We start from the raw sequence: 22,082 nt of genomic DNA on the forward strand, positions 1-22,082 counted from the left end.
GTCGGACCGCCGGCAGAATCAGTACCCGCGTTCGATTAGGTAATCCGCGAGCTCACAGAGCAGATCGCGGGCCTCGTTGTCCGGCAGCACTTCGAGTCGGTTTTTCCCCTGGGCGACCAGGTCGCTGGCGGTGTCGTTGGCGTAGGAGATCGAGCCGGCTGTCTCCAGTTCGGCGACGGCGTCGTCGATTTCGGCCTCGGTGACCGCGTCGACGTCGTCGGTGTCGACCAGATTATCCACGTCGACGCCCTGTTCGCGGGCGTGGACGGTGATCAGCGTCTGTTTGTTCTCGACGAGGTCGCTGCCTCGCTGTTTGCCCAGCTGTTCGCTGGGGACGGTCAGGTCGAGTACGTCGTCTTGGATCTGGAACGCGCGGCCGATGTCGAGTCCGTACCCGTAGAGGGCGTCGATGGTCTCGTCGTCGGCTCCCAGCAGGATCGCGGGGAGACACGCCGAGGCGGCGTAGAGCACTGCCGTCTTCTGCTCGACCATCTCGAGGTACTCGTCGGGGGAGACGTCGGTCTGTTCCTCGAAGGTGACGTCCAGCGACTGTCCCTCGCAGATCTTAGTGCAGGTCGTCGCGAGCACGTCCAGAGCCTCGACGATCCGATCGGGCTCGGCACCCGTCTCGAGCATGATCTCGAAGGCCTTCGAGTACAGCGTGTCGCCAGCGAGGATGGCCGTCTCGAGGTCGTACTCCTCGTGGACGGCCGGGACACCCCGGCGGAGATCGTCGTCGTCCATAATGTCGTCGTGAATCAGCGTGAACGACTGAATGACCTCGACGCTGACGGCGGCGGCCATCATGTCCACCGGACCGCTCTCGTCGAGCGGCGTGAACGACCGGTACTCGGCCGAGAGCGACTCGACGTCGGCCAGCGCCTCCGCGGTTGTCAGGAGGACGGTCGGACGAAGCCGTTTCCCGCCTGCGTCCAGCAGATAACGCGACGCCTCGTAGAGCCGTTCGGGCCGTTTGATCGGCAACTCCTCCGGAATCGCATCGTTGACCAGCTCGCGGCGCTGACGGACCGCCTCGAGCACCGCCTCTTCACGTGCCTCGGGGCTCGTCATATCAGTCGACTAGCTGGATCAGGTTTCCGTTGCGCGTGACGTGGAGGTCACGGCCCATTTTGTACCCCTCGTCCTCACAGAGGTTGACGTAGCTCGAGTAGCCGCTCATATCCTGGTGGGCCGGGATGACGTGCTGGGGCTGGAGTGCGTTGAGCATCTCGTAGTGGCCCTCCTGGTTGAGGTGGCCCGAGACGTGGATGTCGTCGTAGATGCGAGCGCCCTGCATGCCCAGCAGCTTCTCGGCCTGGTAGCGCTGACCCTCGTTGGTTGGCTCCGGAATGACGCGGGCGGAGAAGACGACCTTGTCCCCGTCGTCCAGTTCGTACGGCGTCTCGCCGCGGGCCATCCGAGTGAGCATCGCGCGGGGCTCGCCCTGGTGGCCGGTGACGACGGGCAGGTAGTCGCCCTTGCCCTCGTTCATGATGCGTTTGAACGTGCGGTCGACGGACTTGCGGTGGCCGAACATCCCTAGGTCGGTGGGGAAGTCGATGAAGTCGAGCCGCTCCGCGGTGCCCGAGTACTTCTCCATCGACCGACCGAGCAGGACGGGCTGGCGGCCGATGTCGTCGGCGAACTCGACGAGCGACTTCACGCGAGCGATGTGACTCGAGAAGGTCGTCGCGACGAGTCCGCCGTCGTAGTCCTCGAGACTGTAGAGAACGTCACGGAGGTGTTCGCGGGCGACCCGCTCGGAGGGCGTCCGCCCCTTCTTGTTCGCGTTGGTACAGTCCTCGATGTAGGCGAGGACGCCGTTGCCCTCGCGACCGATCTCGCGGAACCGCTTCATGTCGATCGGGTCGCCGATGACGGGCGTGTGGTCCATGCGCTTGTCCAGCCCGTAGACGACCGCACCTTCGGGCGTGTGGAGGACAGGGTTGATGGCGTCGATGATCGAGTGCGTGACGTTGACGAACTCGAGGTCGACCTGGCCGGAGTCGCCGATCGACATCGTCTCGCCGGCCTCCATCTTGATCAGATCGTTCTCGACGCCGAACTTCTGCTCGCCCTCGATCTGCTGTTTGACGAGTTCGATCGTAAACGGCGTTGCGACGACCGGCGCGTTGTACCGGTGGGCCAGCTTGGAGATGGCGCCGATGTGGTCGAGGTGGCCGTGCGTGGGCACGATGGCCTGCACGTCGCCCTCGAGGTCGCTCATGACCCGATCGTCGGGGATTGCGCCCATGTCGATCAGATCGAGACTGTGCATCCGCTCGGTTTCGACGTTGTCGTGGATGAGAACCTGCGAGAGGTTCAGACCCATGTCGAAGATGACGACGTCGTCCCCGGCACGGACGGCAGTCATCTGCCGTCCGACTTCTTCGTAGCCGCCGATGGTTGCGATTTCGATTTCCATGATTCGTTGTACTGAAAGCCGCGTTATGGACTCTCATCGAAACGGTCCGCGGACTCCCGGTTGTGCGGCCCCGGCGTCTTACAGCGCGTCGGCCATCCCGCTATGCGTTCTGGAGACAACCGCCTCCGGTCGGCACACGACATCGTGAGCCCGAACGCACTTGCCCGCGGGTTTCGCTAGTTCCCCGTACACGCCCAGGTCTTAAAAACACCGTGGGTTAGCCTGCCCGTCGCGGCGCCACCGCTCACACCGCCCTCGCTCTATCCGTCGACGCGATGCTACAGCCGTTCTCGCATCGAAATCCATTTGCCGATCGCTCGAAAACCGCCGGGAATAGCAATGATTCCGGAGGGACCGTCGTGTACGTGATCATCGTCGGAGCCGGCGAGGTCGGCCGATCGATCGCAGCCAACTTAGAAGAGACCCACGACGTCGTCGTGGTCGATCGGGACGCCGCCGTCACCGAGGAACTCACCTATTCGCTGGACGTCCTCACGATTCACGGCGACGGAACCGACCTCGAGACGCTCCGCGAGGCCGGCCTCGAACAGGCGGGCCTGGTCATCGCGTGTACGGACAACGACGAGACCAACGCGGTCGTCTGTGGCGCCGCGAAGGCCGCGACCGACGTGTTCACCATCGCCCGCGTGCGCCGCCGGATGCTCTTGGAGACCTGGCAGGGGTCACAGGGCGCGTTCGGCGTCGACTTCATGGTCTGTACCGACCTGCTGACCGCCCAGACGATCTTCCGGATCTCGGGGCTGCCGAGCGCGCACGACGTCGACACGTTCGCCGGCGGGCTCATACGGATGGCCGAGTTCGACATTCCGACCGACAGCCCGATCGCCGACCGAACCGTCAGCGAGGCCGACTGCTACGACTCGCTGACCTTCGCCGCCCTCTTCCGCGACGACGAAATGCTCGTCACCCGCGGCGACACGGTCATTCGGGGCGGGGACCGGGTCGTCGTCATCGGCAGCCCCGACTCGATCAACGACTTCGCCGACGAGGTCGCCACGGCCCCCGAGGAGGCCGAGGAGGTCGTCATCGTCGGCGCCAGCGAGATCGGCTACCAGACCGCCCGCGAGTTCGAGGACCACGGCTTCCGCCCGCGGCTGATCGAGCGGGATCACGACCGGGCACGCGAGGTCGCCGAGGCGCTCCCGAACACGATGGTCATGGAGAGCGACGCGACCGACGCCGACTTCCTCGCCCGCGAGCACGTCGACGAGGCCGATGTCGTGATCGCCGCCCTAGACAGCGACGAGAAGAACTTGCTGGTCTCCCTGCTGGCCGATCGTCTCGGCGTCGATCGGACCGTCGCGATCATCGAGACCCCGGAGTACGCCGACCTCTTCGAGACCGTCGGCGTCGACGTCGCGATCAATCCCCGCGAGGAGACCGCCGAGGAGATCGTCCGCTTTACCCGGACCGACCACACCGAGAAGGTGGCCATGCTCGAACACGACCGCGCGGAGGTCATCGAGATCGAGGTCGCGCCGGAGAGCGTCCTCGTCGGCCAGAACATCGCCGCTGCGACGAACAAACTTCCCGAGGGAGTCGTCATCGGCGCGATCTCTCGGGCCGGCGAGCACATCACGCCGCGGGGCTCGACGACCGTCGAGCCTGGCGATCACGTGATCGTCTTCGTGGACGCGGCCGTCCTCGACGAGGTCGTCGACCTAATCTGAGCGTCCTTCCCATCCCCGTCCTCGTCCCCGTCCGTCTTCGTCGCTTAGCTCCGATTCCGGTCCTCGTGGCGGAGCCCGCGATAAAGGACGTACGCGACGAAAAAGAGGAGATACGCGATCGCGATGGCGCTCGTGATCGGCGACCGACCGACGATCGCGATGAGGACGATCAGGAACGGCCCGACGAGCAACAGCGAATCGAAGACCCGATCCTCGGCGCCCGATTCGAGAATCTCGCCGACGATCGGCACGTCGTCGACGTTCATCGGTACAGCCCTCCGCGGCTGAAGAGCGCCCGCAGCGTCACCAGCACGGGGATGATCTCGAGGCGGCCGATCCACATATTGAACAGGAACATGACCTTGCCGAGCGTCGGCAGCGAGTCGGGGCCGGTGATGCCCGCCGAGAGGCCGACGTTACCCTGGGCGCTGGCCACCTCGAAGATGACGTTCTCGAGAGTGTACTCGCCAGGCGGGAGGATCAGGAGGAGCACGAACATGCCGAGACCGAGGAACAGGAACCACAACACAGCGATGATCGCCGCTTCCTCGAACTCCTGGCGCAGCTCCCGTTCGGAGAGGCGCCGACCGTTGATGTCCAGTCGCCGGACGGCCGTCTCGGGATAGAAGACGTCCGCGATGCGGAATCGGATGCCTTTCAGCAGCGTGAGCGCCCGGATCAGCTTGATCCCGCCGACGGTCGACCCGGCCGCGCCGCCGACGATCATGCCGGCCGTCACGGTCAGTTGGGCGTAGGCCGGCCATCGGCCGAGCGCCACGTTGGTCGCGTCGACGGCGGTCTGGAAGCCAGCGCAGGTCGCCGCCGAGACGAACTGGAAGGAGCCGTACCGGAACGCAGAGAACAGGGAGTCGTACGTGCCGGCGGCGTAGACGAACGCGGTGAGGACGAGCGTCCCAGCGCTCATGTAGATGAACACCCACCGCGTCTGGAGGTCCGTATAGAGGTTCCGCAGGTCACCTTGGAGGATTAGGTAGTGGACCGGGAAGGCGATGCTCCCCAGCAGCATGATCGGGAGGAGCGCGAAGTCGATCGCGACGCTGTCGTAGGTCGCAATCGACTCGTCGGTGACGGAGAACCCGCCGGTCGCCAGGCCCGTCATCCCGTGGTTGATCGCCTCCCAGATCGGCATCCCGACGACCCACAGTACCAGGATCGAGACGAACGTAAAGAGGATGAAGATCCACCAGATCGTCTGGACGGTCGAGACGATACTCGGGTGGATCCGCTCGGAGCGGGCCTCGCTCTTGTAGAGGGTCAGCGACCCGCTGCCGGGCCTGGCGAGGATCGCCGTCGTGAGGACGATCACGCCGACGCCGCCGACCCACTCGATGAACGAGCGCCACCACTGCAGCGTGCGCGGTAGCACTTCCTCGTTGTCGGTCATCGTCAACCCGGTACCGGTGAAGCCGCTCATGCTCTCGAACAGGGCGTTGAGCGGGTCGGTAAAGGCCGCCAGCGTCGCCGTCTGCGACGGGGTGCCAAGCGCCGGCACGCCGAGTTCGACCGTCCACGCGATGAGATAGAACGGCAGCGAGCCGAACACGGCGACGCAGAACCAGCCCATCGCGGCGATGACCATGCCGTGCAGTTTGCCCGGCCTGGTCGCCTGGCGGAACCGCCGCGTCAGGTAGTAGCCGATGACGAGCGGGACCAGGCCGGAGACGAGCAGGGCTGGAATCGCCCAGTACTCGCCCCAGACGAGCGGGACGAGCAGCGAGACGAACAGGAGGCCGGCCAGCGCCTCGAACATGCGTCCCAGGTCGCGACCGATCGTTTCTATCGCCTCGTTCATGTATCGCTCACTGCCGGAGCCGCGTTCATATACACATCGAAACGTTGATGAAACGGTTCGGACGCGACGCGCGGCGGCGCTCGACGGCGTCGGAGCGGCGATCGCGGTCGCAGTCGCTGTGACCGGACGATCCGCTCGCTCGATAGGTGACTCATTGCAACCGATCTTCCGGGTGACCGAACACGTCGGTGAGTTCGGGATCGGCGCCGAACCCGGAGTAGACGGTCACTAAATCGCCCGTTTCGATCTCGGTCTCGCCGCGCGGGGTGATCGGCGGATCCTGGCCCTCGCGTTCGATCGCGACGATCAGGACCTCGTCGTGGAGCAGTCCGTCCTCGGCCGCCTCGACGAGGGTCGTGCCGGCGATCGGAGCGTTCTCGGTAACCTCGATTTCGAACACCTCGGCCTCCTCGCCGATCTGCATGTAGTCGACGATCGCCGGTCGGGCAACCGCCCGATAGAGGTACTCGGCGATGAGTTCCTGCGGGTTCTGCATCGTGTTGACGCCGATCTGGCGGAACACGTTCATGTGGTCCGGATCGTGGACGACCGACACGATCGCGGGCACCTCGTGTTCCTGGGCGAGCAGACAGACCATGATGTTGGTCGCGTCCCGATCGGTCGTGCTGATCAGCGCGTCCGCCCGTTCGATGTTGGCGTCTAAGAGGGCCTCGTGGGACGTCGCGTCGTCGTTGAGGACCAGGCAGTCGTACTCATCGGCGACCCGATCCGCGCGCTCGGCGTCGGTCTCGATGACAACGACTTCGTTGCCCGAGCTGGTCGCGATATCGATGAGCGGAACGCCGATATCGCCCGCTCCGACGACGATAATATACATTACTTCGGGTTTCTTGCGTTCCCATTGAAAATATATCGCTTCGATAGGCAGGTCCTGCCTCCGGTTCGCACGCGACGATCGGCCGGGTCGGTCGGATGGCGAGCGGCCGTCATCGTCCCCGCCGTTATCGATTCCACGGCGACCGTCGTCGCTTCGACTGCGCTTCGGACTGTTTCAGAATGCGTTCGATAGCCCAGATCGCCCACAGGAAGACGAGCGTCACGAGGACGGCCATCTCGATGCGAACGACGGTCCCGTATCGGACGGCCAAGACGAGCGCCATGACGGTCACTGCGGCGGCGACGACGCCGAACACGTCGTAAAACGAGTGCGGGTCGCGGACGCTCGGCAGTCGAACGCTCATAATTCTTTCTAGGCGCGAAACGTATATAGATCCTCGCCCGAGTGAACCGGCGGCATTCGTCCGCTGCGGTCGGCTACGGATCGCTCGCGTCTCGCCCGCACAGTCGTTTCGAGCCGAAATGCCGTTCTGTGGCGACACAAGCCCGGTTACGATGGATTAATACGATCCGATAGAATTCCCGTACATACGTGTCCCGAAGCAGGTTCCGACGGGTGATCCCCCGATTATGAGGATCCGCATCAATTGGCAGACGAGTCTCGCGCTGACCGGGACCGTCCTGAAGTATCTCTCTGTCCCGCTGCTCGTTCCGCTGACCGTCGCGCTCATCTATCGCGAAGCGATCCTCGCGTTCGTCGCGACGATCGCCCTCACGATCGCGGTCGGCCACGCGCTCGAACGGCTCAGTCCGATGCCCGATCTCCAGGTCCGGGAGGCGATGCTCTTCGTGGCGATCTCGTGGCTGGCGGTGGCGATCGTCGGCGCGGTCCCTTACGTGCTCGCGGGCTGGGGGACCGAGTCGACGCTCGCCCATCCCGTCAACGCGCTGTTCGAGTCGATGTCCGGGTTCACGACGACCGGGGCGACCGTCCTCGGAGAGATCTCGCTCGACCGCCACTCACACGCCGTGATGATGTGGCGCCAGCTCACGCAGTGGCTCGGCGGGATGGGGATCATCGTCCTGATGGTCGCGATCCTCCCCGAACTCGCGGTCAGCGGTGCGCAACTCGTTCAGTCGGAGGCGCCGGGACCGCAGCTACAGAAGCTCACCCCGCGGATCGCCGAGACCGCGCGGATCCTCTGGCTCGCGTACTTCACGTTCACCGTCGTCTATATCGCCTTACTGTACGGGCTCCATCTGGCCGGCCTGGCGCCGAACATGGGCCTCTACAACGCCGTCGCCCACGGCTTCACGACGCTCCCGACGGGCGGGTTCTCGCCGGAGGCCGACAGCATCGCGGCGTTCTCGGCGGCCGTTCAGTGGACCGTGATCCCGTTTATGATCATCGCCGGGACGAACTTCGCCCTGTTCTGGCACGTCTTCAGCGGCGAGCACCACCGCTTCGTCCGCAACTCCGAGTTCCGGGCGTACATCGCGGCGATCGCCGCGCTGGCGTCGCTGCTGGCCGCCATCCTCTACGCCGGCGCCGCACCCGCCCTGGCGGAGCTCGGCGGCGTGACGGAGGGCATCCTCGAGAACTCGCTGCGTCAGAGTGCCTTCCAGATCGCGTCGCTGTTGACCTCGACCGGTTACGCGACCAGCGACTTCGTCGAGTGGAGTTCGACGGGCAAGATCGTCCTCCTGTTCGCGATGCTCGTCGGCGGCTGCGCCGGCTCGACCGGCGGCGGCGTCAAGGTTATCCGCTGGCTGATCGTGTTCAAGGTGTTGCGCCGGGAGCTGTTTACCGCCTCCCATCCGGAGGTCGTTCGTCCGATCCGCCTCGGCGGCAACGTGGTCGACGAGGACGCCGTCCGCGGCGTGCTCGGCTTCACCTTCATGTACCTCTTCATCTTCGCCGTCGCGGCCCTACTGATCGCGCTGGATTACACCCGCACCGGCGGCGCGATGGCGCCGCTCGAGGCGTTCAGCGCGAGCCTGGCGACCATCGGAAACATCGGCCCGGGATTCGGATTCCTCGGCCCGTTCGGAAGCTACCTCGAGTTCCCGTACACCTCGAAGCTGCTGATGGTCTTTCTCATGTGGATCGGCCGCCTCGAGATTATCCCCGTGCTCGTCCTGTTCACGGGCGGGTTCTGGACGCGCTGAGCGGCCCGCGGTCGCATTACCGTTCTTCATCGGCCGCTCACGTTCGCGTCAAGGTAGCTGTTCGTCGCAGCGTCAAAGCAGTAGAATCAGTGCCCGAACGTGGTGCCGTCCGCCTGCAACCGTCCGGCGCTACTCGATCGTCGTCCCCGGGTTCTCGCCGCCGAGAAACGCGCCCAGATCGTCGAGTCCGAAGATCGACGCGGCCGGCTCGAGGTCGAGCAACGTCCGGACCTTGCCGGCCATCCCGCCGGTCACGTCGGTCGCGTCGCTGGCCCCGAGCACGTCGGCGACGGACTCGAAATCCGTAATTCGGCCGATCACCGCATCGCGCTCGTCGAGCACGCCCGGTACCGTCGAACAGAGGCCGACCCGATCGGCCGCGAGGTCTCGGGCGAGCGCCGCCACGAGTTCGTCGCCGCTGACGACGGTCGCGCCCGCCCCGGCGTGAGCGACGACGTCCCCGTGCAACACCGGTACGAATCCCTCCGCGAGCATGGTTTCGACCTGCTCGGTCGTCAGATGGAGGTCGCCGTCGCTGTTGCGGCGGGCCGCCGAGAACGGGTGGACCGGCACCGCGTCGACGTCGCGGGCGGCCAGGCGGCTCAGGACGAACTGATTCAGGGTCTTCATCGCGCCGTGGATGTCCAGGACTGCGTCTGCGTCGCGGGTGCCCTCGGTCGTGGTGACGCCGTGTTCGCTGGCGTGGTGGTGACCGAAGCTCCCGCCGCCGTGGACGATGACGAGGTCCTCGTCGCCGCTCCCGTCGCGGGCGTCGGCGATCGCGTCCGCGGCCCGGTCGAGGGCCTCGCCGTCGAGCGTCTCCGCGCGATCCTTCGCGGTGATGACGCTGCCGCCGAGTTTCAGGACGATCATTCGAGCCGCTTCACCCCCTCATCGGCGAGTTCGGCGCGGAAGGCGTCCTCGCAGCCCGGCGTGAACGAGAGGGCCGTCTCGGTCTCCGGCGTCGGGTCCAGCGCGACGATACAGCCGCCCCCGCCGGCCCCGGTGAGCTTCGCGCCGTAGGCGTCCGCGTCGCGGGCCGCCCAGACCATCGTGTCCAGCGAGCGCGAGGAGACCCCCAGCGCAGAGAGGAGGCCGTGGTTGAAGTCCATCAGCCGCCCCAACTCTTCGAGGTCGCCGTCCGCGAGGGCGTCCTCGCCGTTTCGTACGACGTCGCCGATCGCCTCGACCGTGTCGGCGGCGAACTCGTACTCCTCGCGCAGGGTTCGGACGCCCGAGACCAGTTGTCCGGTGTCGCCGGCGCCGCCGTCGAACCCGATCACGATCGGCAGGTCCGGCGCCTCGATGACGCGGCAGTCGTCGCCCTCGACGCGGACCGCGCCGCCGGTCGCCGAGCAGAACGTGTCCGCGCGCGAAGCCTGGCCGTCCTGTACCTGGTACTCCGTCCGATACGCGCGCTCGGCAAGCTCGTCGACGTCGAGGGTGACGCCGAGTTCGCGGGCGGCGGCGTCGATGGCCGCGACGACGACCGCGGCCGAGGAGCCAAGCCCCGCCCCCAGCGGGATGTCGCTCTCGATCGTCACGTCGAAGCCAGCCTCGTCGTTCCCGGTAACCTCGCGGACCTGTTCGATCGCGCCGTCGACGTAGCCCATCGCGGCGTCGAGCAACGACTCCGAGACGTCGACGTCCGGCCCCTCGCCGGCCGCGCCGTCGTACTCGACCGTGAAGCCGTCCAGACTGAGGTCTTCGGCGTTGACTCGGAGTTTGCCGTCGTCGCGTTGCTGCACACCGACTCGTGCCCGCCGCTCGATAGCACACGGGACGGCGGGCTCGCCGTAGACCACCGCGTGCTCCCCGAATAGGTACACCTTGCCGGGAGCGCTCGAGAGTGTCATGCCGGGCCGTTCGAACGACGACGATTAATACCTGTCTGTGTCCGCGTTGCTCGTGACAGCGAACAGTTATGCCGCTGGGGTCGAACGTCGCTCGTATGTCGCTCGTTTTGCCAAGCGAACTCGTGGTCGACCGGTTCCTGCCGACGGTGCGGGCGATGCTGGCGACCAGGCTCGCCGAGCGCGGCATGACCCAACAGGAGATCGCCGCCGAACTCGGCGTCACCCAGGCCGCGGTCAGCAAGTACGTCAGCGGCGAAAGCGGCGGTGACGACCGGTTCCGCGACGACCCCGAGACCGTTGCGACCGTCGAACGCATCGCCGACGGCCTGGTCGGCGGCGAGATGGACGGCTACGATGCGCTGGCCGAACTCCTCTCGCTCGTCCGCAGCCTCGAGGACCGCGGTCCCATCTGCGAACTCCACGAAGAGGAGATGCCGGCGCTGCGCGGCCTGGGCTGTGACCTGTGCGTTCGCGGCCTCGATCCCGACGTGCGGGCCGAACGGGACGTGCTCGCAAACGTCCGCACCGCCGCGCGAACGCTCGCTTCGACGCCGGAGATGACCGACTTCATCCCGAACGTCGGGACGAACGTCGGCATGTGTCTTCCAGCGTCCGGCGACGAAACCGACGTGGCCGCGATTCCGGGCCGCATCTACGCCATGGGCGGCCGGATCGAAATTCCGGCGAACCCCGAGTTCGGCGCGTCGAAACACGTTGCGACGGCCGTCCTCGCCGCGACGGCCGTCGATCCCGAGATCCGCGGCGCCGTCAATATCGCCACCGACGACGCCCTGCTCGAGGCCGCCGAGACGCTGGGCATCGAGCCACTCGAGTTCGACGCCGACTACGAGGACCGCGGCGAGCACCTGCGAAGTCGGTTCGCGGACCGCGGAGCGGTCCCGCGCGTCGCCTACCACCGCGGCGCGTTCGGGATCGAGCCCGTCACCTACGTCTTCGGCGCGACGGCCGTCGACGCCGCCGAACTGATCGGCGACTTGCTCGAGTCGGAGTCGACGTGACGAGCATCCGATAATCTCGTTCGTTCAACCGCCCCGATTCTTCGGCTCCGTTCTCTCCCGGACCGGCGGCGGTCAGCCCTTCACTCCGTACCCCGAACTTCCGCCGTCGTCGTCGCGTTCCTGTTCGCGTTCGCGCTCGAGCCTGCGACAGCCGCGGACCAGGCGGTCCGGCATCGCGTCCACGTTCGCGTACAGGCTCTCGAGGACGATGGTCACTTCCTCGAAGTCGCGGCCGCGATACGCGCGAAACGGGTCGCGCTCCCACTGGACGAGCCCTGCGTCCGCCAGCACGGGGAGATGGTGGTGATGTAATTGCGTTTGAAGGCGCTCGGGTTCGGTTTCGAGCGCCGGATTCGTGCCGGCCTCCGGGAGCGAGACCGCTTCACCGGGAGCGACGTCCATGAGTTCGGTGACGATCTGCCGTCGCGGCTCGGCCGAGAGCGCGGCGAATACCCGGTCCCATCGCTCGACGACCTCGCCCGGACCGCCAGGCTGTCGACTCTGCATGGGATATGTGACTGTACCACGTCCGGTAAACTTTGCGAATTACCATCGGTAACTGAACGTGGTCGGGACCGATCGGTTCGACGGTGGTTAATCGGTTTCGAGAAGCGACAGGGCGGTCGCACCGCTCGGGACGAACGTGGGGACGAGAAACGAAACGATCAGTGTCGACTAAAAACCCGGTTACGGCGTGCTCTCGAAGTCCTCGAGCGAGTAGGACGGCTCGGCGCCGCGGCGGTCGAGAACCTCGTTGGCGAGCAGCCAGTAGACGACCGAGAGGGCCTTTCGACCCTTGTTGTTCGTCGGGACGACGAGGTCGACGTTGCTGAGCTGGTTGTTCGAGTCGCACATTGCGATGACCGGGATGCCGACCGTGATGGCCTCCTTGACGGCCTGGGCGTCGCCGATCGGGTCAGTGACGACGACGACATCGGGCTCGATGTAGCCGTCGTACTTGGGGTTGGTCAGCGTGCCCGGGATGAAACGGCCGGTGCGGGCGCGAGCGCCGACGGCCTCGGCGAACTTTTCGGCCGGGAATCGCCCGTACTGGCGGCTCGAGGTGACCAGAATCTGCTCGGGGTCGTAGTTCGAGAGGAAGTCCGCGGCCGTGCGGATGCGGCCGTCGGTCTTGGAGACGTCCAGCACGTAGAGCCCGTCGGTCCGGACGCGGTGGATGAACCGCTCCATGTCCGCGGTCTTCTGCTGGGTACCGATGTGGACACCGGCGCCGAGGTAGTCCTCGACGGGGATCAGCAGGTCCGCTTCCTCGTCGGACATGACGTCGTCGTCGAGGGTCGGACCGGCGTCTTCGGTCTCGGCGTCGTCGGCTGCGTCTGTGTCGGCCTCCGCCTCGGGCTCTCCCTCGGCGTTGGCGGGCTGTTCGGCTGCTGGCTCGACGTCCTCGTCGGCGGCGGGGCCAGCCCCTTCGGCTGGCTCCTCGTCGATCGCCTCCTCGGCAGCGTCGAGCCCTTCCTGGGATGCGTCGTTCTCTGTCATGTCGCGTCGTCTGCGATTCGGATGAGCTCGTTGAGCTTTGCGGTTCGCTCGCCGCCGACGGCGCCCGTCTTGATGAAGGGCGCGTCGGTCGCAACGGCGAGGTGTGCGATCGTCGCGTCTTCGGTCTCGCCCGACCGGTGGGAGACGACCGAGTCGTAGCCGTTCTCGGTCGCGAGTTCGATCGCGTCGAAGGCGTCGGTCAGCGTCCCGATCTGGTTGGGCTTGATCAGAATGCTGTTGGCCGCGCCCTGATCGATCCCGTTGCGGAGCCGATCGGTGTTGGTGACGAACAGGTCGTCACCGCAGATCAGCGTCCGATCACCCACTTCGTCGGTGAGATCGGCGAAGGCCTCGTAATCGTCCTCGTCGAGCGGGTCCTCGACGTAGACGAGATCGTACTCGTCGACGAGCTCGGCGATGTACGCGATCTGTTCGTCGGTGTCGCGGCTCGCGTCGCTGTACTCGTAGGTGCCGGAATCGGCATCGTACAGCTCCGCGCCCGCCACGTCGAGGCCGAAGCCGACCTCGAAGCCGACCTCTTCCTCGACCATCGAAACGGCCTCGTCGACGATCTCGAAGGCCTCGCCGTCGTCGATCGACGGCGCCCACGCGCCCTCGTCGCCCTTACCGCAGGGCACGCCGCGGTCCTCTAAGAGGTCCGCAACGGCGGCATGGACGGCCGCGTTCGCGAAGACGGCGTCCTCGACGCTTGGCGCGCCGACGGGCGCGGCGAGGAACTCCTGGATGTCGGTCGCGTCGGCGGCGTGTTCGCCGCCGCCGACGACGTTCCCTAGCGGAATCGGGAAGTTCTCGCCGCGGAACGTCCCACCGAGATGCTGGAACAGCGGCGCACCGAGCACGTCGGCACCGGCCTTCGCGGCGGCCATCGAGATGGCCACCGCGCTGTTGGCACCGATCTCCGAGAAGTCGTCGGTGCCGTCTGCGGCGTGCAGAACGGCGTCGACCTCGCGCTGGTTGCCCGCGTAGGCCTCGCCGACGAGCCGGGGAACGGCGTGTTCCCGGGCCGCGGCGATCGCCTCGGACGGGGGACGCTCGACGGCCTCGTATTCACCGGTGCTGGCACCGCTGGGGGCCGCGGCGCGGCCGAACCCGCCGCTTTCGGTCAGAACGTCGGCCTCGACCGTCGGGTTACCCCGCGAGTCGAGGATTCGACGCAGTCGAACGTCCGTGATGAGCGTCATTGCTCGTCGTACCCCCGTTTGACCGTAAAGGGCAACACGCCGGCGTCGTACTCCTCGGCGGCGATGAGAATCGGTTCCGTCTGATCGGTCTCGATCAGTACCGGCGCACCGTAGGACACCTGCAGCGCTCGCGCGCCGAGGATGCGTGCCTTCTCGTAGCGGTTGTGCTGTTGCTGTTGCATAGGTTACTGGTACGGAGAGACGACGTCGACGAGGTCAGTGTGACTGACGAGCATGCGCCGACAGCAGTAGCGCTCGACGCCGAGCTCGTCGAGGACCTTCTGCGGGTCCTCGTCGCCCTCGTTTGCTCGCTCGTCGAACTCCTCCCAGTGTTCGCCGACGACGTTGCCACAGGTGAAACACCGGACCGGTACCATCATGCTTGAATCACCTTAGCGGTAGGACTTCTGGTAGCGCGCCCGAGCGCCCGGGCCGCCCCACTTCTTCGGTTCGGACTGGCGAACGTCGTTGACCAGCAGCGACCGATCGAACTCCATGAACGCGTCGCGGAGTTCGGCGTCGTTCGTGTGCTGGACGATCCCGCGCGCGATGGCGGTGCGAACGGCGTCCGCCTGGCCGCTGATGCCGCCACCCTCGACGCGCACATCGATGTCCATCTCGCTGCGGAGGTCCTCGCCGGCGATGCGGAACGGCTCGACCATCTTGAGCTGGGACATCTCCGGTTCGACCAGTTCGACCGGTTGCGAGTTGATTCGAACGCGACCCTCGCCCTCGCGCACCGTGGCGCGAGCGACGGCCGTCTTTTTCTTGCCACTCGTGTTGGTTACCATGTGACGTTAGCACCTAACTGTTCGGAGACTTCGCTGAGGTGAACGAAGCGGATGTTCGACAGCCGATCCAGCGACGTTCCCTCGAGGACCTCCGTCTCGCGGTCGTCGTCCTCGTAGGGATTGCCGACGTAGACGCGGACGCTGTCGAGCGCCTCGCGGCCGCGCGGTTTCTTGTACGGCAGCATCCCGCGAACGGACCGCTTGAAGATCGTGTCCGGTCGTCGGGGGTAGTAGGGCCCACTGTCCGAGCCCATCTGCAGCCGCGTGCGGTACGTCTCGAAGATATCTTCCTTGTCGCCGGTGATGACCGCGTCCTCGGCGTTGATGATCGCGACGCGTTCGCCGTCCAGCGCGCGCTGGGCGACCTCGCTGGCGACGCGACCGAGGATGCAGTCACGGGCATCGACGACGGTGTCTGCGTCGAATTCAGCGAGACTCATCGAATCACCCGGACGTTGGAACCTTCGGGGTTCTCTTCGAGCGCTTGCTCGAGCGGTACTGGTTCGCCGACCTGGTCGATCTTCGTCTCCGCCGACGAACTGAAATTGATCGCCGCGACGGTGACGTTCTTCTGTAGTGCGCCCGAACCCAGCACTTTGCCGGGAACGACGACGGTCTCTTCTTCGCGTGCGTATCGCTCGATACGGCCCAGGTTCACCTCAGCGTGGGTGCGCCGGGGCTTCTCGAGTCGATCCGCGACGTCTCGCCAGACGTCGGCGTCCGTCTCTCGGGACGTCGACTTCAGCTCGGCGATGAGATCGTTGAGCCTCGGATTAGTCTTGCTACTCATTGGTATCCTCCAACTGCTACTGCAACTGCACGACCGTCGGCGGCACGAGTACTCGTGTCTGTGCCGTCGACTGTCGGACTGGAATCGATCTGGTAGAAGTGGAAGTGATGCAGGGAGCAGGATTTGAACCTGCGGACTCCTACGAGACAGCGCCCTGAACGCTGCGCCGTTGGCCTGACTTGGCTATCCCTGCTCGCACTTCCGTGTACCCGCCGCCCCTTCAAACCCCTTTCGATTCCAGTGGACGAGCGACCGCTGGTCTCGTCGCTCACGGCGCCGGCGAACGACTCGTCCTGTGTGGGTCGGGGGCGTCGGGTCATGTCTATAGCTGTACTGCCTCTTCGAGTTCGGTCGCGCGCGCTCCGATCGTGTCCGCGGCTCGCGTGACCAGTTCCTCGACGGTAAAGGAGCCGTCCGTCTCCACGTGGAAGACGAAGGCGTTGGGCACGTCCTCTACCCGGACTTCCTTCCCCGGATAGCGGTTCGAGAGGTCGTGGTCGAACTCGCTCGTGGGAACGAGCTCGCCGTCCTCTTCGATCACACCGCGGATGATCCGGCTCTCCTGTTCCTCGAACTCGGGGAGATCACCGGCGACCTCCACGCGCTGAAGGTGTCGGTAGCCGACCGCGACGCCACCCTGATGTTTGGCGTGGTCCTTGCCGCGGTCGAGGATGGCGTCGGCCTCGGCTTCGAGGCGCTGCCCGTCCTTGAGTTCGATAATCGGGACGTTCTCGTCCGCGGGCTGGACGAGTTCGTCGCTCGATTCGAGGTCACCGGAGTAGGCGGTGGCCGGCCCTTCGACGTCGATCGAGAGCGTGACGGTGTCGTCCTCCGAAAACTCGCCTTCCGGCGGTGTCGTCAGGGGGACGAGCCCGAGCCGGAGCGCGAGCTGCTCGTCGAACATGACCGACGAGTTCTCGACAAACCGGACGGTGTCGATCGCCATCGTCGGCACGTCGGCGACCATCGCGCGACGGATGCCGTTGGCGAAGCCGGGCGTCACGCCCCGGACGAGGAACCGCGCTTCGCGATCCCCGCGTTCGACGAACTCGACGTCGTACTCTGCACTCATGATCTAGTAGCCGCCCTTCCCTTTGGGTGCGCGCGATCCGTCGTGCGGAATCGGCGTGACGTCTTCGATGCGCCCGATCTCGATACCCGAGCGGGCCAGCGCGCGGATCGTTGCCTGCGCGCCCGGACCGGGGGACTTCTGGAGGTTGCCGCCGGGGCCACGCACGTGAACGTGTAGGCCCGTGATGCCGGCCGCCTTGACCTCCTCGGCGACGGACTCGGCCATCTGCATGGCCGCGTACGGCGACGCCTCGTCGCGGTTCTGCTTGACCGCCGTCCCGCCGGAGGACTTGGCGATCGTCTCCGCGCCCGTGAGGTCCGTCACGGTCATGATCGTGTTGTTGAACGATGCGTGCACGTGGGCGATTCCCCACTTTTCGTCGTCCTGACTCATGGTTTACTGACCCTCCGCGCGTTCGGGGTGGAGTTCGTCCGCCAGCGGGCTGTTCTCGTCGAAGGCCACCAGGCCCTCCTCGTCGACGTCGACGACGTAGGAGGGAACGCGGTGGCGCTGCTCGCCGACCACGACGTGGCCGTGCGTGATGAACTGACGAGCCTGCTGGGTCGTGTTCGCCAGGCCCTTGCGGTAGACGACCGTCTGGAGGCGACGCTCGAGGATGTCCTCGATCTCCAGCGACAGGATGTCGCCGAGTTCGTCGGCCTCGTCGAGGATGCCGACGCGCTTGAGCCGACCGAGGAACTCGTCGGACCGCTGCTGGACGGTCTCGTCGTCCTGGGCCTGGCCGAGAAGGTCGCGAGCCTCGCGTCGCAGCGAGCGAAGCTCGGACTGGGCGCGCCAGAGCTCTTCCTTGTTTTTGAGCCCGTAGCGGTCGATCAGGGAGTGTTCGGAGGCGATGCGCTCACCCTGGTAGGGGTGGTTCGGCGTCTCGTACTGCTTGGTGCGGGTTCCGAGCGGCATTATTCACCACCCTCCTCGTCGCCGCCTTCTTCGGCTTCCTCGCGGATCTCTTCGACGTTGACGCCGATGGTGCCCTCCGTACGACCGGTGGACTTGGTCCGCTGACCGCGGACCTTCTGACCGCGCTTGTGGCGGACTCCCTTGTAGGAGTCGATCATCTTCATCCGGTTGATGTCGTGCTGACGGGTCAACTGGAGGTCGTTGCCGATCTCGTGGGTCGTTTCGCCGGAGTAGAAGTCCTCGCGCCGGTTGTTGAGCCAGTCGGGGACTTCGTTGGCGTAGTTCTCGACGATCTCGACGACCGCGTCGATGACGTCGTCGTCGAGTCGACCGAACGTCGCCGTCCGGTCGACGCCCGCTTCCTCGGCGATGAGACGGGCGGTTCGGCGACCGATCCCGTTCATCTCCGTCAGCGAGCGCTCGACGGACTTCGTCCCATCGAGGTCAGTCTGCCCGATGCGGACGAAGTAACGAAGATCTTCGTCGTCTTCTTGTTCTTGAGGTTCTTCCGCGCTCATATGTCGTGTATTTATGTCTGGTCTGCGTGCGTTGCAAATGACTGGCGGGAAAACGCCAGTGAAGTATCCGACGTCGTGGCGGGGATTCGAACCCCGGAGGCTTGACGCCACATGGTTAGCAACCATGCGCCTTGGGCCGCTTGGCTACCACGACACCGTGTCTCTATCGTCGCCCTCCCGGACTCGGGGATCGCTCCCCTACACGTATCGCACTCTGACCTACCCCCGTCGACTACTTAAACGCAACGAAAGGTAGCGACAATGGTAGTCGGGTGCAGAGTGACCGTATCGGCCCGGAATCCCGCGATACAGTCGTCCGGCTGCCGGCCGCCTCTCGGGCCGGAATTGCGCCGCAGGCGACGACGGAATCGCCGTCGTCGCTGACACTCAGACGACTTCGACGCGAATGCCCTCATCCTCGAGTTCGGCTGCGAAGGCTTCGGCGTCGGCGTCGATGGTATCGAAGGTATCGTAGTGGATCGGGATCACGAGGGCTGGATCGACGCTTCGAGCGAAGTCGGCCGCTTCGTGGCGATCCATCGTGTAGTGGCCCCCGATCGGGGGAACGAAGACATCGGCCTCGATCGATTCGTGGTGGTCGAAGAAGTCCGTATCCGAAGGAACGTACACGTCGATTCCATCGAGAGCGAGCAGCAGGCCGATTCCCTCGCCCTCCGCGTGGAACGGCATCCCGTCGTCGTCGACGTGATCCCCTTCGGGGTCGTTGTACGCGGGGACGGTTTCGACTTCGATCCCGTCTACACCCGTCTCGCCCGAGTAGGGGAGGTCGACGACGTCGACTCCGAGATCGCTTGTGTCGACCGCCTCGAAGACGGCGACCGTCGCGTCGGGTCCGGCGACCGCTGCGATCCCGTCGGGATCGTAGTGATCGAAGTCGGCGTGGGTGACGAACACGACATCCCCGTCGCCTGGCTCGTCCTCGAGGACGTCGGACCAGGGGTCGACGTAGACGACCGTGCCGTCTCCCGTTTCGAGTCTCACGCTCGCGTGACCGAGTCGGTCGATAGTCAGGTGGTCGTATTCGACGGCCATGGCCGCGACCTACGACGGTGCTACCTTTACCGTTTCCCGTGGCTCGTGACCGTGCCTGGGGAGGAACGGCACCGATCTCGGAAGATCGGGGACTCGTGAGCGGTCGCAAGGTGGCGTCAATAGGGAGGAGAACCGGGTCGTGACGATCGGGGACGGAATCCGGGACGATCGGTCGCGCCCGCTCAGACGCTGATGTACTCCTCGTTGATCTCCCACTCCCCCTCGTCGTTCTGGATCATGTACTCGCCGTAGTAGGGCACCCGGTTTGCGACGACCTCGCGGAAGGCCTCGCGGATCTCGGGTTTGGTCATCTCGCCCATCGACTTGAGGTCGTCGTTGCGGTTGAGACACCCCTTCAGATACCCCTCGTGCGTGACCCGGACGCGGTGGCAGTTCGCGCAGAACGTCGGGTTCTCGACCGGATCGACGATCTCGACCATCCCGCCGTTCACCCAGTAGCGCCGCCGGTCGTGCATCTCCCGGTGTTCGATCTCGTCCGCCTGGTCGGCCAGCCAGTCGTGGACACGCTGGATGTCGATGTTCCACTCCGGCTTGCCGGTCAGTTCGGGCATGTACTCGATTAGCTGTAGCTGCAGGCCGTCGTTCTCGGCGACGTGGTCGACCATCTCGGGGACGTAGCCGGCCGTGTGCTCGAAGACGACCATGTTGAGCTTGACCGGGTCAAGCCCGGCCTCGAGCGCGGCGTCGACTCCCTCGATGACCTTGTCGTAGGCCCCGCTCTTGGTGATCTCGGCGAAGTCCTGCGGGTCGAGCGCGTCCTGGGAGACGTTGACCCGTTCGAGCCCCGCGTCGACGAGGTCGTCGGCGCGGCCCGGGAGGAACGTACCGTTGGTCGTCAGCGAGACTTCCATCTGGTCGGGCGTGCGAGCGATGATCTCCTCTAAGTCCTGTCGGAGCATCGGCTCTCCCCCGGTGAACTTGACGGCGTCGACGTCGAACTCGGCGGCGACCTCGAGAAACCGGACGACGTCGTCCGTGTCCATCTCGTCGTCCTGCGGGTCCATCGGCCCGCGGGTGTCGCCCAACCCCTCGTTGTGGCAGTAGACGCAATCGAAGTTACACCGATCGGTGAGGGAGACGCGGACTCCAGTCACCTCGCGCCCGAACTCGTCGGTGAGCATGCCACCGAATTGCAGCCGGATCCGCTTAAACACGCCGGGAATTTCAGCGGTGCGTAACCGATTTCGGTTTCCCGTTGCTAGCAGCGGTCCGGAACGGGACGGGCACACCGAGCGAGCGCGTGGACCGCTTCGTCGGACCTGGCCGGGGTCCGGGACTCTTGGTCGTCGGCGTGGTGGGCCACCGCATGAGTACCATCGCGGAACTCGCGGTCCCCGCCGCGGAGTTCGCGCTCCGGCACACACTCGAGGCGACGGCCGATCTCGACGCGGAGATCGAACGCGTCGTCGCCTACGATCCCGATCACGTCATGCCCTACGTCTGGTTTTCCGGCGACGAATCGACGCTCGCGACCGCCGACGACGCGCTCGCGGACGATCCGAGTATCAACGAGGCCGAACTCCTGACCGATCTCGACGAGGAACGCCTCTACCGGATGAACTGGGTTGACGACGTCACCCTGATCGTCCACCTCTTGACCGAGGAGAACGCGACGGTCCTGAACGCCCACGTCGAGGACGAGGGCACCAGATGGCGGTTCCGCGTCCTCTTTCCCGAACGGGACGCGTTCTCGCGCACGTACGACGTCGCGACCGATCGAGGGCTGTCGGTCGAGATCCGCAGGATCCACCGCCTCGAGGAGAACCGCCACGGTCGGATCGGGCTCACCGACGCTCAGTACGAGACCCTGGTCGCGGCTCTCGACCGCGGCTACTACGAGATTCCCCGCGGGATGGACATGGAAGCGCTCTCCGACGAACTCGACATCTCCCATCAGGCGCTCTCCGAGCGACTCCGACGGGCACACCGAACGCTCGTCGAAGAGTTGGTCGACGTGGGAACGGTCGGCGAGAACGACTGATCTGAATCGGACCGACGTCGACGGCGGACAACGGCCGACGGCGACGAACGACGGACGACCGACAGAGTACTGACGGCCGGCGGAAGACCTACCCCGTCCACGCGTCAACGTGGCCGTATGGACGAGGACATGCTCGCGGACCAGCGTCGCCTGGTGGAACTCATCGAAGCGGAAGGCTGGGACGTTACCGACCTCGAAATTTCAGCCTACGACAGCCCCTGGGCCGACGAGGACGATCCGGAAGCGAGCGTGACGATCACGGCCCGGAAACCGTACGAGAGCGAGGGCAGCGACGACGAGGACGACGATAATCCGTACCGATTGAAGTGACCGACGCGAGCGGCAGTTGACAGTCGATCGATCGTGCGACGAGTTCGAACTCGGGTTCCTCTCGGAGCGAGTCAGAGAGCGCATCGTCTCCGTTCGGGTCGTCCCTCACACCGAATTCGAAATGAAATCTCACCT

Annotated in this window: 26 protein-coding genes, 2 tRNA genes and 1 pseudogene; 5 read left to right on the forward strand and 24 right to left on the reverse strand. The window is 65.6% G+C overall.

Annotated elements, in window-relative coordinates:
* Positions 1-18: 18 nt before the first annotated feature.
* Together idsA3 and BMY29_RS02775 are read right to left on the reverse strand one after the other, a co-directional pair.
* Complete coding sequence (gene idsA3, locus BMY29_RS02770; protein WP_049989864.1) at positions 19-1,071, reverse strand: geranylfarnesyl diphosphate synthase; 1,053 nt, start codon at positions 1,069-1,071, stop codon at positions 19-21.
* Between the two features lies 1 nt (position 1,072).
* A complete protein-coding gene (locus tag BMY29_RS02775; RefSeq protein ID WP_049989863.1) occupies positions 1,073-2,425 on the reverse strand; it encodes a ribonuclease J in 1,353 nt (450 codons plus the stop codon).
* A 359-nt stretch (positions 2,426-2,784) separates the two neighbouring features.
* On the opposite strand from BMY29_RS02775, the gene trkA reads away from it, so the two are divergent.
* Complete coding sequence (trkA, locus tag BMY29_RS02780) at positions 2,785-4,116, forward strand: Trk system potassium transporter TrkA (protein WP_049989862.1); 1,332 nt, start codon at positions 2,785-2,787, stop codon at positions 4,114-4,116.
* A 44-nt stretch (positions 4,117-4,160) separates the two neighbouring features.
* On the opposite strand, the gene BMY29_RS02785 is transcribed toward trkA, so the two are convergent.
* From BMY29_RS02785 to BMY29_RS02800, 4 genes are all read right to left on the reverse strand, one after another.
* Complete coding sequence (locus BMY29_RS02785) at positions 4,161-4,382, reverse strand: hypothetical protein (RefSeq protein WP_049989861.1); 222 nt, start codon at positions 4,380-4,382, stop codon at positions 4,161-4,163.
* Positions 4,379-5,929: a TrkH family potassium uptake protein gene (locus tag BMY29_RS02790; protein WP_049989860.1), complete on the reverse strand. Its 1,551-nt coding sequence runs from the start codon at positions 5,927-5,929 to the stop codon at positions 4,379-4,381. Before BMY29_RS02790 ends, BMY29_RS02785 begins: the two co-directional genes overlap by 4 nt.
* 151 nt (positions 5,930-6,080) lie before the next feature.
* The gene (locus tag BMY29_RS02795; RefSeq protein WP_049989859.1) at positions 6,081-6,767 is read right to left on the reverse strand and encodes a potassium channel family protein; all 687 of its coding nucleotides are present in this window, start codon (positions 6,765-6,767) and stop codon (positions 6,081-6,083) included.
* 124 nt (positions 6,768-6,891) lie between these two features.
* A complete protein-coding gene (locus BMY29_RS02800) occupies positions 6,892-7,131 on the reverse strand; it encodes a hypothetical protein (protein ID WP_049989858.1) in 240 nt (79 codons plus the stop codon).
* A gap of 226 nt (positions 7,132-7,357) precedes the next feature.
* Here BMY29_RS02800 and BMY29_RS02805 point away from each other — a divergent pair, with 226 nt between their 5' ends.
* Positions 7,358-8,896, forward strand: a complete 1,539-nt coding sequence (locus BMY29_RS02805; RefSeq protein WP_049989857.1) for a TrkH family potassium uptake protein — start codon at positions 7,358-7,360, stop codon at positions 8,894-8,896.
* Between the two features lie 129 nt (positions 8,897-9,025).
* On the opposite strand, the gene BMY29_RS02810 is transcribed toward BMY29_RS02805, so the two are convergent.
* Together BMY29_RS02810 and mvk are read right to left on the reverse strand one after the other, a co-directional pair.
* Positions 9,026-9,769, reverse strand: a complete 744-nt coding sequence (locus tag BMY29_RS02810) for an isopentenyl phosphate kinase (protein WP_049989856.1) — start codon at positions 9,767-9,769, stop codon at positions 9,026-9,028.
* Positions 9,766-10,755, reverse strand: a pseudogene (gene mvk / locus BMY29_RS02815) (mevalonate kinase); the annotation flags it as partial. The gene BMY29_RS02810 and the pseudogene mvk, both read right to left, overlap by 4 nt.
* Positions 10,756-10,847: 92 nt before the next feature.
* Here mvk and BMY29_RS02820 point away from each other — a divergent pair.
* Positions 10,848-11,771: a thiamine-phosphate synthase family protein gene (locus BMY29_RS02820; protein ID WP_049989854.1), complete on the forward strand. Its 924-nt coding sequence runs from the start codon at positions 10,848-10,850 to the stop codon at positions 11,769-11,771.
* A 72-nt stretch (positions 11,772-11,843) separates the two neighbouring features.
* Here the strand turns inward: BMY29_RS02820 and BMY29_RS02825 are convergent, their stop codons facing one another.
* From BMY29_RS02825 to moaA, 16 genes are all read right to left on the reverse strand, one after another.
* Positions 11,844-12,278 carry a DUF7344 domain-containing protein gene (locus BMY29_RS02825; protein WP_049989853.1) on the reverse strand — a complete coding sequence of 145 codons (435 nt, stop codon included), beginning with the start codon at positions 12,276-12,278 and terminating at the stop codon, positions 11,844-11,846.
* 180 nt (positions 12,279-12,458) lie between these two features.
* Positions 12,459-13,271, reverse strand: a complete 813-nt coding sequence (gene rpsB / locus BMY29_RS02830) for a 30S ribosomal protein S2 (RefSeq protein ID WP_049989852.1) — start codon at positions 13,269-13,271, stop codon at positions 12,459-12,461.
* Positions 13,268-14,473, reverse strand: a complete 1,206-nt coding sequence (eno, locus tag BMY29_RS02835; RefSeq protein ID WP_049989851.1) for a phosphopyruvate hydratase — start codon at positions 14,471-14,473, stop codon at positions 13,268-13,270. Before eno ends, rpsB begins: the two co-directional genes overlap by 4 nt.
* Positions 14,470-14,655 carry a DNA-directed RNA polymerase subunit K gene (locus BMY29_RS02840; protein ID WP_049989850.1) on the reverse strand — a complete coding sequence of 62 codons (186 nt, stop codon included), beginning with the start codon at positions 14,653-14,655 and terminating at the stop codon, positions 14,470-14,472. Before BMY29_RS02840 ends, eno begins: the two co-directional genes overlap by 4 nt.
* Positions 14,656-14,658: 3 nt before the next feature.
* Complete coding sequence (locus BMY29_RS02845) at positions 14,659-14,853, reverse strand: DNA-directed RNA polymerase subunit N (protein WP_049989849.1); 195 nt, start codon at positions 14,851-14,853, stop codon at positions 14,659-14,661.
* 12 nt (positions 14,854-14,865) lie between these two features.
* On the reverse strand, positions 14,866-15,264 hold the full coding sequence (locus BMY29_RS02850; protein WP_049989848.1) for a 30S ribosomal protein S9: 399 nt from the start codon (positions 15,262-15,264) through the stop codon (positions 14,866-14,868).
* Positions 15,258-15,704, reverse strand: a complete 447-nt coding sequence (locus tag BMY29_RS02855; protein ID WP_049989847.1) for a 50S ribosomal protein L13 — start codon at positions 15,702-15,704, stop codon at positions 15,258-15,260. The genes BMY29_RS02850 and BMY29_RS02855 overlap by 7 nt, the downstream gene beginning before the upstream one ends.
* Entirely contained in the window at positions 15,701-16,054 is a 354-nt protein-coding gene (locus BMY29_RS02860; protein ID WP_049989846.1) for a 50S ribosomal protein L18e, read from the reverse strand. Before BMY29_RS02860 ends, BMY29_RS02855 begins: the two co-directional genes overlap by 4 nt.
* A gap of 108 nt (positions 16,055-16,162) precedes the next feature.
* Positions 16,163-16,247, reverse strand: a tRNA-Leu gene (locus BMY29_RS02865).
* Positions 16,248-16,376: 129 nt separating this feature from the next.
* Positions 16,377-17,126, reverse strand: coding sequence for a DNA-directed RNA polymerase subunit D (locus BMY29_RS02870; protein ID WP_049989845.1), 750 nt, complete (start codon positions 17,124-17,126; stop codon positions 16,377-16,379).
* Between the two features lie 3 nt (positions 17,127-17,129).
* Positions 17,130-17,519: a 30S ribosomal protein S11 gene (locus BMY29_RS02875; RefSeq protein ID WP_049989844.1), complete on the reverse strand. Its 390-nt coding sequence runs from the start codon at positions 17,517-17,519 to the stop codon at positions 17,130-17,132.
* A gap of 3 nt (positions 17,520-17,522) precedes the next feature.
* Positions 17,523-18,044: a 30S ribosomal protein S4 gene (locus tag BMY29_RS02880; protein ID WP_049989843.1), complete on the reverse strand. Its 522-nt coding sequence runs from the start codon at positions 18,042-18,044 to the stop codon at positions 17,523-17,525.
* On the reverse strand, positions 18,044-18,562 hold the full coding sequence (locus BMY29_RS02885; RefSeq protein WP_049989842.1) for a 30S ribosomal protein S13: 519 nt from the start codon (positions 18,560-18,562) through the stop codon (positions 18,044-18,046). Before BMY29_RS02885 ends, BMY29_RS02880 begins: the two co-directional genes overlap by 1 nt.
* Positions 18,563-18,633: 71 nt before the next feature.
* Positions 18,634-18,716: transfer RNA gene (locus BMY29_RS02890), tRNA-Ser, on the reverse strand.
* 233 nt (positions 18,717-18,949) lie between these two features.
* The gene (locus tag BMY29_RS02895; protein WP_049989841.1) at positions 18,950-19,615 is read right to left on the reverse strand and encodes an MBL fold metallo-hydrolase; all 666 of its coding nucleotides are present in this window, start codon (positions 19,613-19,615) and stop codon (positions 18,950-18,952) included.
* Positions 19,616-19,797: 182 nt separating this feature from the next.
* A complete protein-coding gene (gene moaA / locus BMY29_RS02900; RefSeq protein WP_049989840.1) occupies positions 19,798-20,757 on the reverse strand; it encodes a GTP 3',8-cyclase MoaA in 960 nt (319 codons plus the stop codon).
* 185 nt (positions 20,758-20,942) lie between these two features.
* Between moaA and BMY29_RS02905 the strand changes: the two genes are divergently transcribed.
* Together BMY29_RS02905 and BMY29_RS02910 are read left to right on the forward strand one after the other, a co-directional pair.
* The gene (locus BMY29_RS02905; RefSeq protein WP_049989839.1) at positions 20,943-21,617 is read left to right on the forward strand and encodes a helix-turn-helix domain-containing protein; all 675 of its coding nucleotides are present in this window, start codon (positions 20,943-20,945) and stop codon (positions 21,615-21,617) included.
* A gap of 117 nt (positions 21,618-21,734) precedes the next feature.
* Positions 21,735-21,947 (forward strand): hypothetical protein, encoded by a 213-nt coding sequence (locus tag BMY29_RS02910; protein ID WP_049989838.1) that lies wholly within the window; start codon positions 21,735-21,737, stop codon positions 21,945-21,947.
* Positions 21,948-22,082 lie beyond the last annotated feature (135 nt).

The sequence above is a fragment of the Natrinema salifodinae genome, assembly GCF_900110455.1.
GTDB classification, from domain to species: domain Archaea; phylum Halobacteriota; class Halobacteria; order Halobacteriales; family Natrialbaceae; genus Natrinema; species Natrinema salifodinae.

What these genes read in the sequence shown, in the direction of transcription:
- idsA3 (WP_049989864.1), bottom strand. Translation starts at nt 1,071, where the DNA reads ATGACGAGCCCCGAGGCACGTGAAGAGGCGGTGCTCGAGGCGGTCCGT.
- BMY29_RS02775 (WP_049989863.1), bottom strand. Translation starts at nt 2,425, where the DNA reads ATGGAAATCGAAATCGCAACCATCGGCGGCTACGAAGAAGTCGGACGG.
- BMY29_RS02785 (WP_049989861.1), bottom strand. Translation starts at nt 4,382, where the DNA reads ATGAACGTCGACGACGTGCCGATCGTCGGCGAGATTCTCGAATCGGGC.
- BMY29_RS02790 (WP_049989860.1), bottom strand. Translation starts at nt 5,929, where the DNA reads ATGAACGAGGCGATAGAAACGATCGGTCGCGACCTGGGACGCATGTTC.
- BMY29_RS02795 (WP_049989859.1), bottom strand. Translation starts at nt 6,767, where the DNA reads ATGTATATTATCGTCGTCGGAGCGGGCGATATCGGCGTTCCGCTCATC.
- BMY29_RS02800 (WP_049989858.1), bottom strand. Translation starts at nt 7,131, where the DNA reads ATGAGCGTTCGACTGCCGAGCGTCCGCGACCCGCACTCGTTTTACGAC.
- BMY29_RS02805 (WP_049989857.1), top strand. Translation starts at nt 7,358, where the DNA reads ATGAGGATCCGCATCAATTGGCAGACGAGTCTCGCGCTGACCGGGACC.
- BMY29_RS02810 (WP_049989856.1), bottom strand. Translation starts at nt 9,769, where the DNA reads ATGATCGTCCTGAAACTCGGCGGCAGCGTCATCACCGCGAAGGATCGC.
- BMY29_RS02820 (WP_049989854.1), top strand. Translation starts at nt 10,848, where the DNA reads ATGTCGCTCGTTTTGCCAAGCGAACTCGTGGTCGACCGGTTCCTGCCG.
- BMY29_RS02825 (WP_049989853.1), bottom strand. Translation starts at nt 12,278, where the DNA reads ATGCAGAGTCGACAGCCTGGCGGTCCGGGCGAGGTCGTCGAGCGATGG.
- rpsB (WP_049989852.1), bottom strand. Translation starts at nt 13,271, where the DNA reads ATGACAGAGAACGACGCATCCCAGGAAGGGCTCGACGCTGCCGAGGAG.
- eno (WP_049989851.1), bottom strand. Translation starts at nt 14,473, where the DNA reads ATGACGCTCATCACGGACGTTCGACTGCGTCGAATCCTCGACTCGCGG.
- BMY29_RS02840 (WP_049989850.1), bottom strand. Translation starts at nt 14,655, where the DNA reads ATGCAACAGCAACAGCACAACCGCTACGAGAAGGCACGCATCCTCGGC.
- BMY29_RS02845 (WP_049989849.1), bottom strand. Translation starts at nt 14,853, where the DNA reads ATGATGGTACCGGTCCGGTGTTTCACCTGTGGCAACGTCGTCGGCGAA.
- BMY29_RS02850 (WP_049989848.1), bottom strand. Translation starts at nt 15,264, where the DNA reads ATGGTAACCAACACGAGTGGCAAGAAAAAGACGGCCGTCGCTCGCGCC.
- BMY29_RS02855 (WP_049989847.1), bottom strand. Translation starts at nt 15,704, where the DNA reads ATGAGTCTCGCTGAATTCGACGCAGACACCGTCGTCGATGCCCGTGAC.
- BMY29_RS02860 (WP_049989846.1), bottom strand. Translation starts at nt 16,054, where the DNA reads ATGAGTAGCAAGACTAATCCGAGGCTCAACGATCTCATCGCCGAGCTG.
- BMY29_RS02870 (WP_049989845.1), bottom strand. Translation starts at nt 17,126, where the DNA reads ATGAGTGCAGAGTACGACGTCGAGTTCGTCGAACGCGGGGATCGCGAA.
- BMY29_RS02875 (WP_049989844.1), bottom strand. Translation starts at nt 17,519, where the DNA reads ATGAGTCAGGACGACGAAAAGTGGGGAATCGCCCACGTGCACGCATCG.
- BMY29_RS02880 (WP_049989843.1), bottom strand. Translation starts at nt 18,044, where the DNA reads ATGCCGCTCGGAACCCGCACCAAGCAGTACGAGACGCCGAACCACCCC.
- BMY29_RS02885 (WP_049989842.1), bottom strand. Translation starts at nt 18,562, where the DNA reads ATGAGCGCGGAAGAACCTCAAGAACAAGAAGACGACGAAGATCTTCGT.
- BMY29_RS02895 (WP_049989841.1), bottom strand. Translation starts at nt 19,615, where the DNA reads ATGGCCGTCGAATACGACCACCTGACTATCGACCGACTCGGTCACGCG.
- moaA (WP_049989840.1), bottom strand. Translation starts at nt 20,757, where the DNA reads ATGCTCACCGACGAGTTCGGGCGCGAGGTGACTGGAGTCCGCGTCTCC.
- BMY29_RS02905 (WP_049989839.1), top strand. Translation starts at nt 20,943, where the DNA reads ATGAGTACCATCGCGGAACTCGCGGTCCCCGCCGCGGAGTTCGCGCTC.
- BMY29_RS02910 (WP_049989838.1), top strand. Translation starts at nt 21,735, where the DNA reads ATGGACGAGGACATGCTCGCGGACCAGCGTCGCCTGGTGGAACTCATC.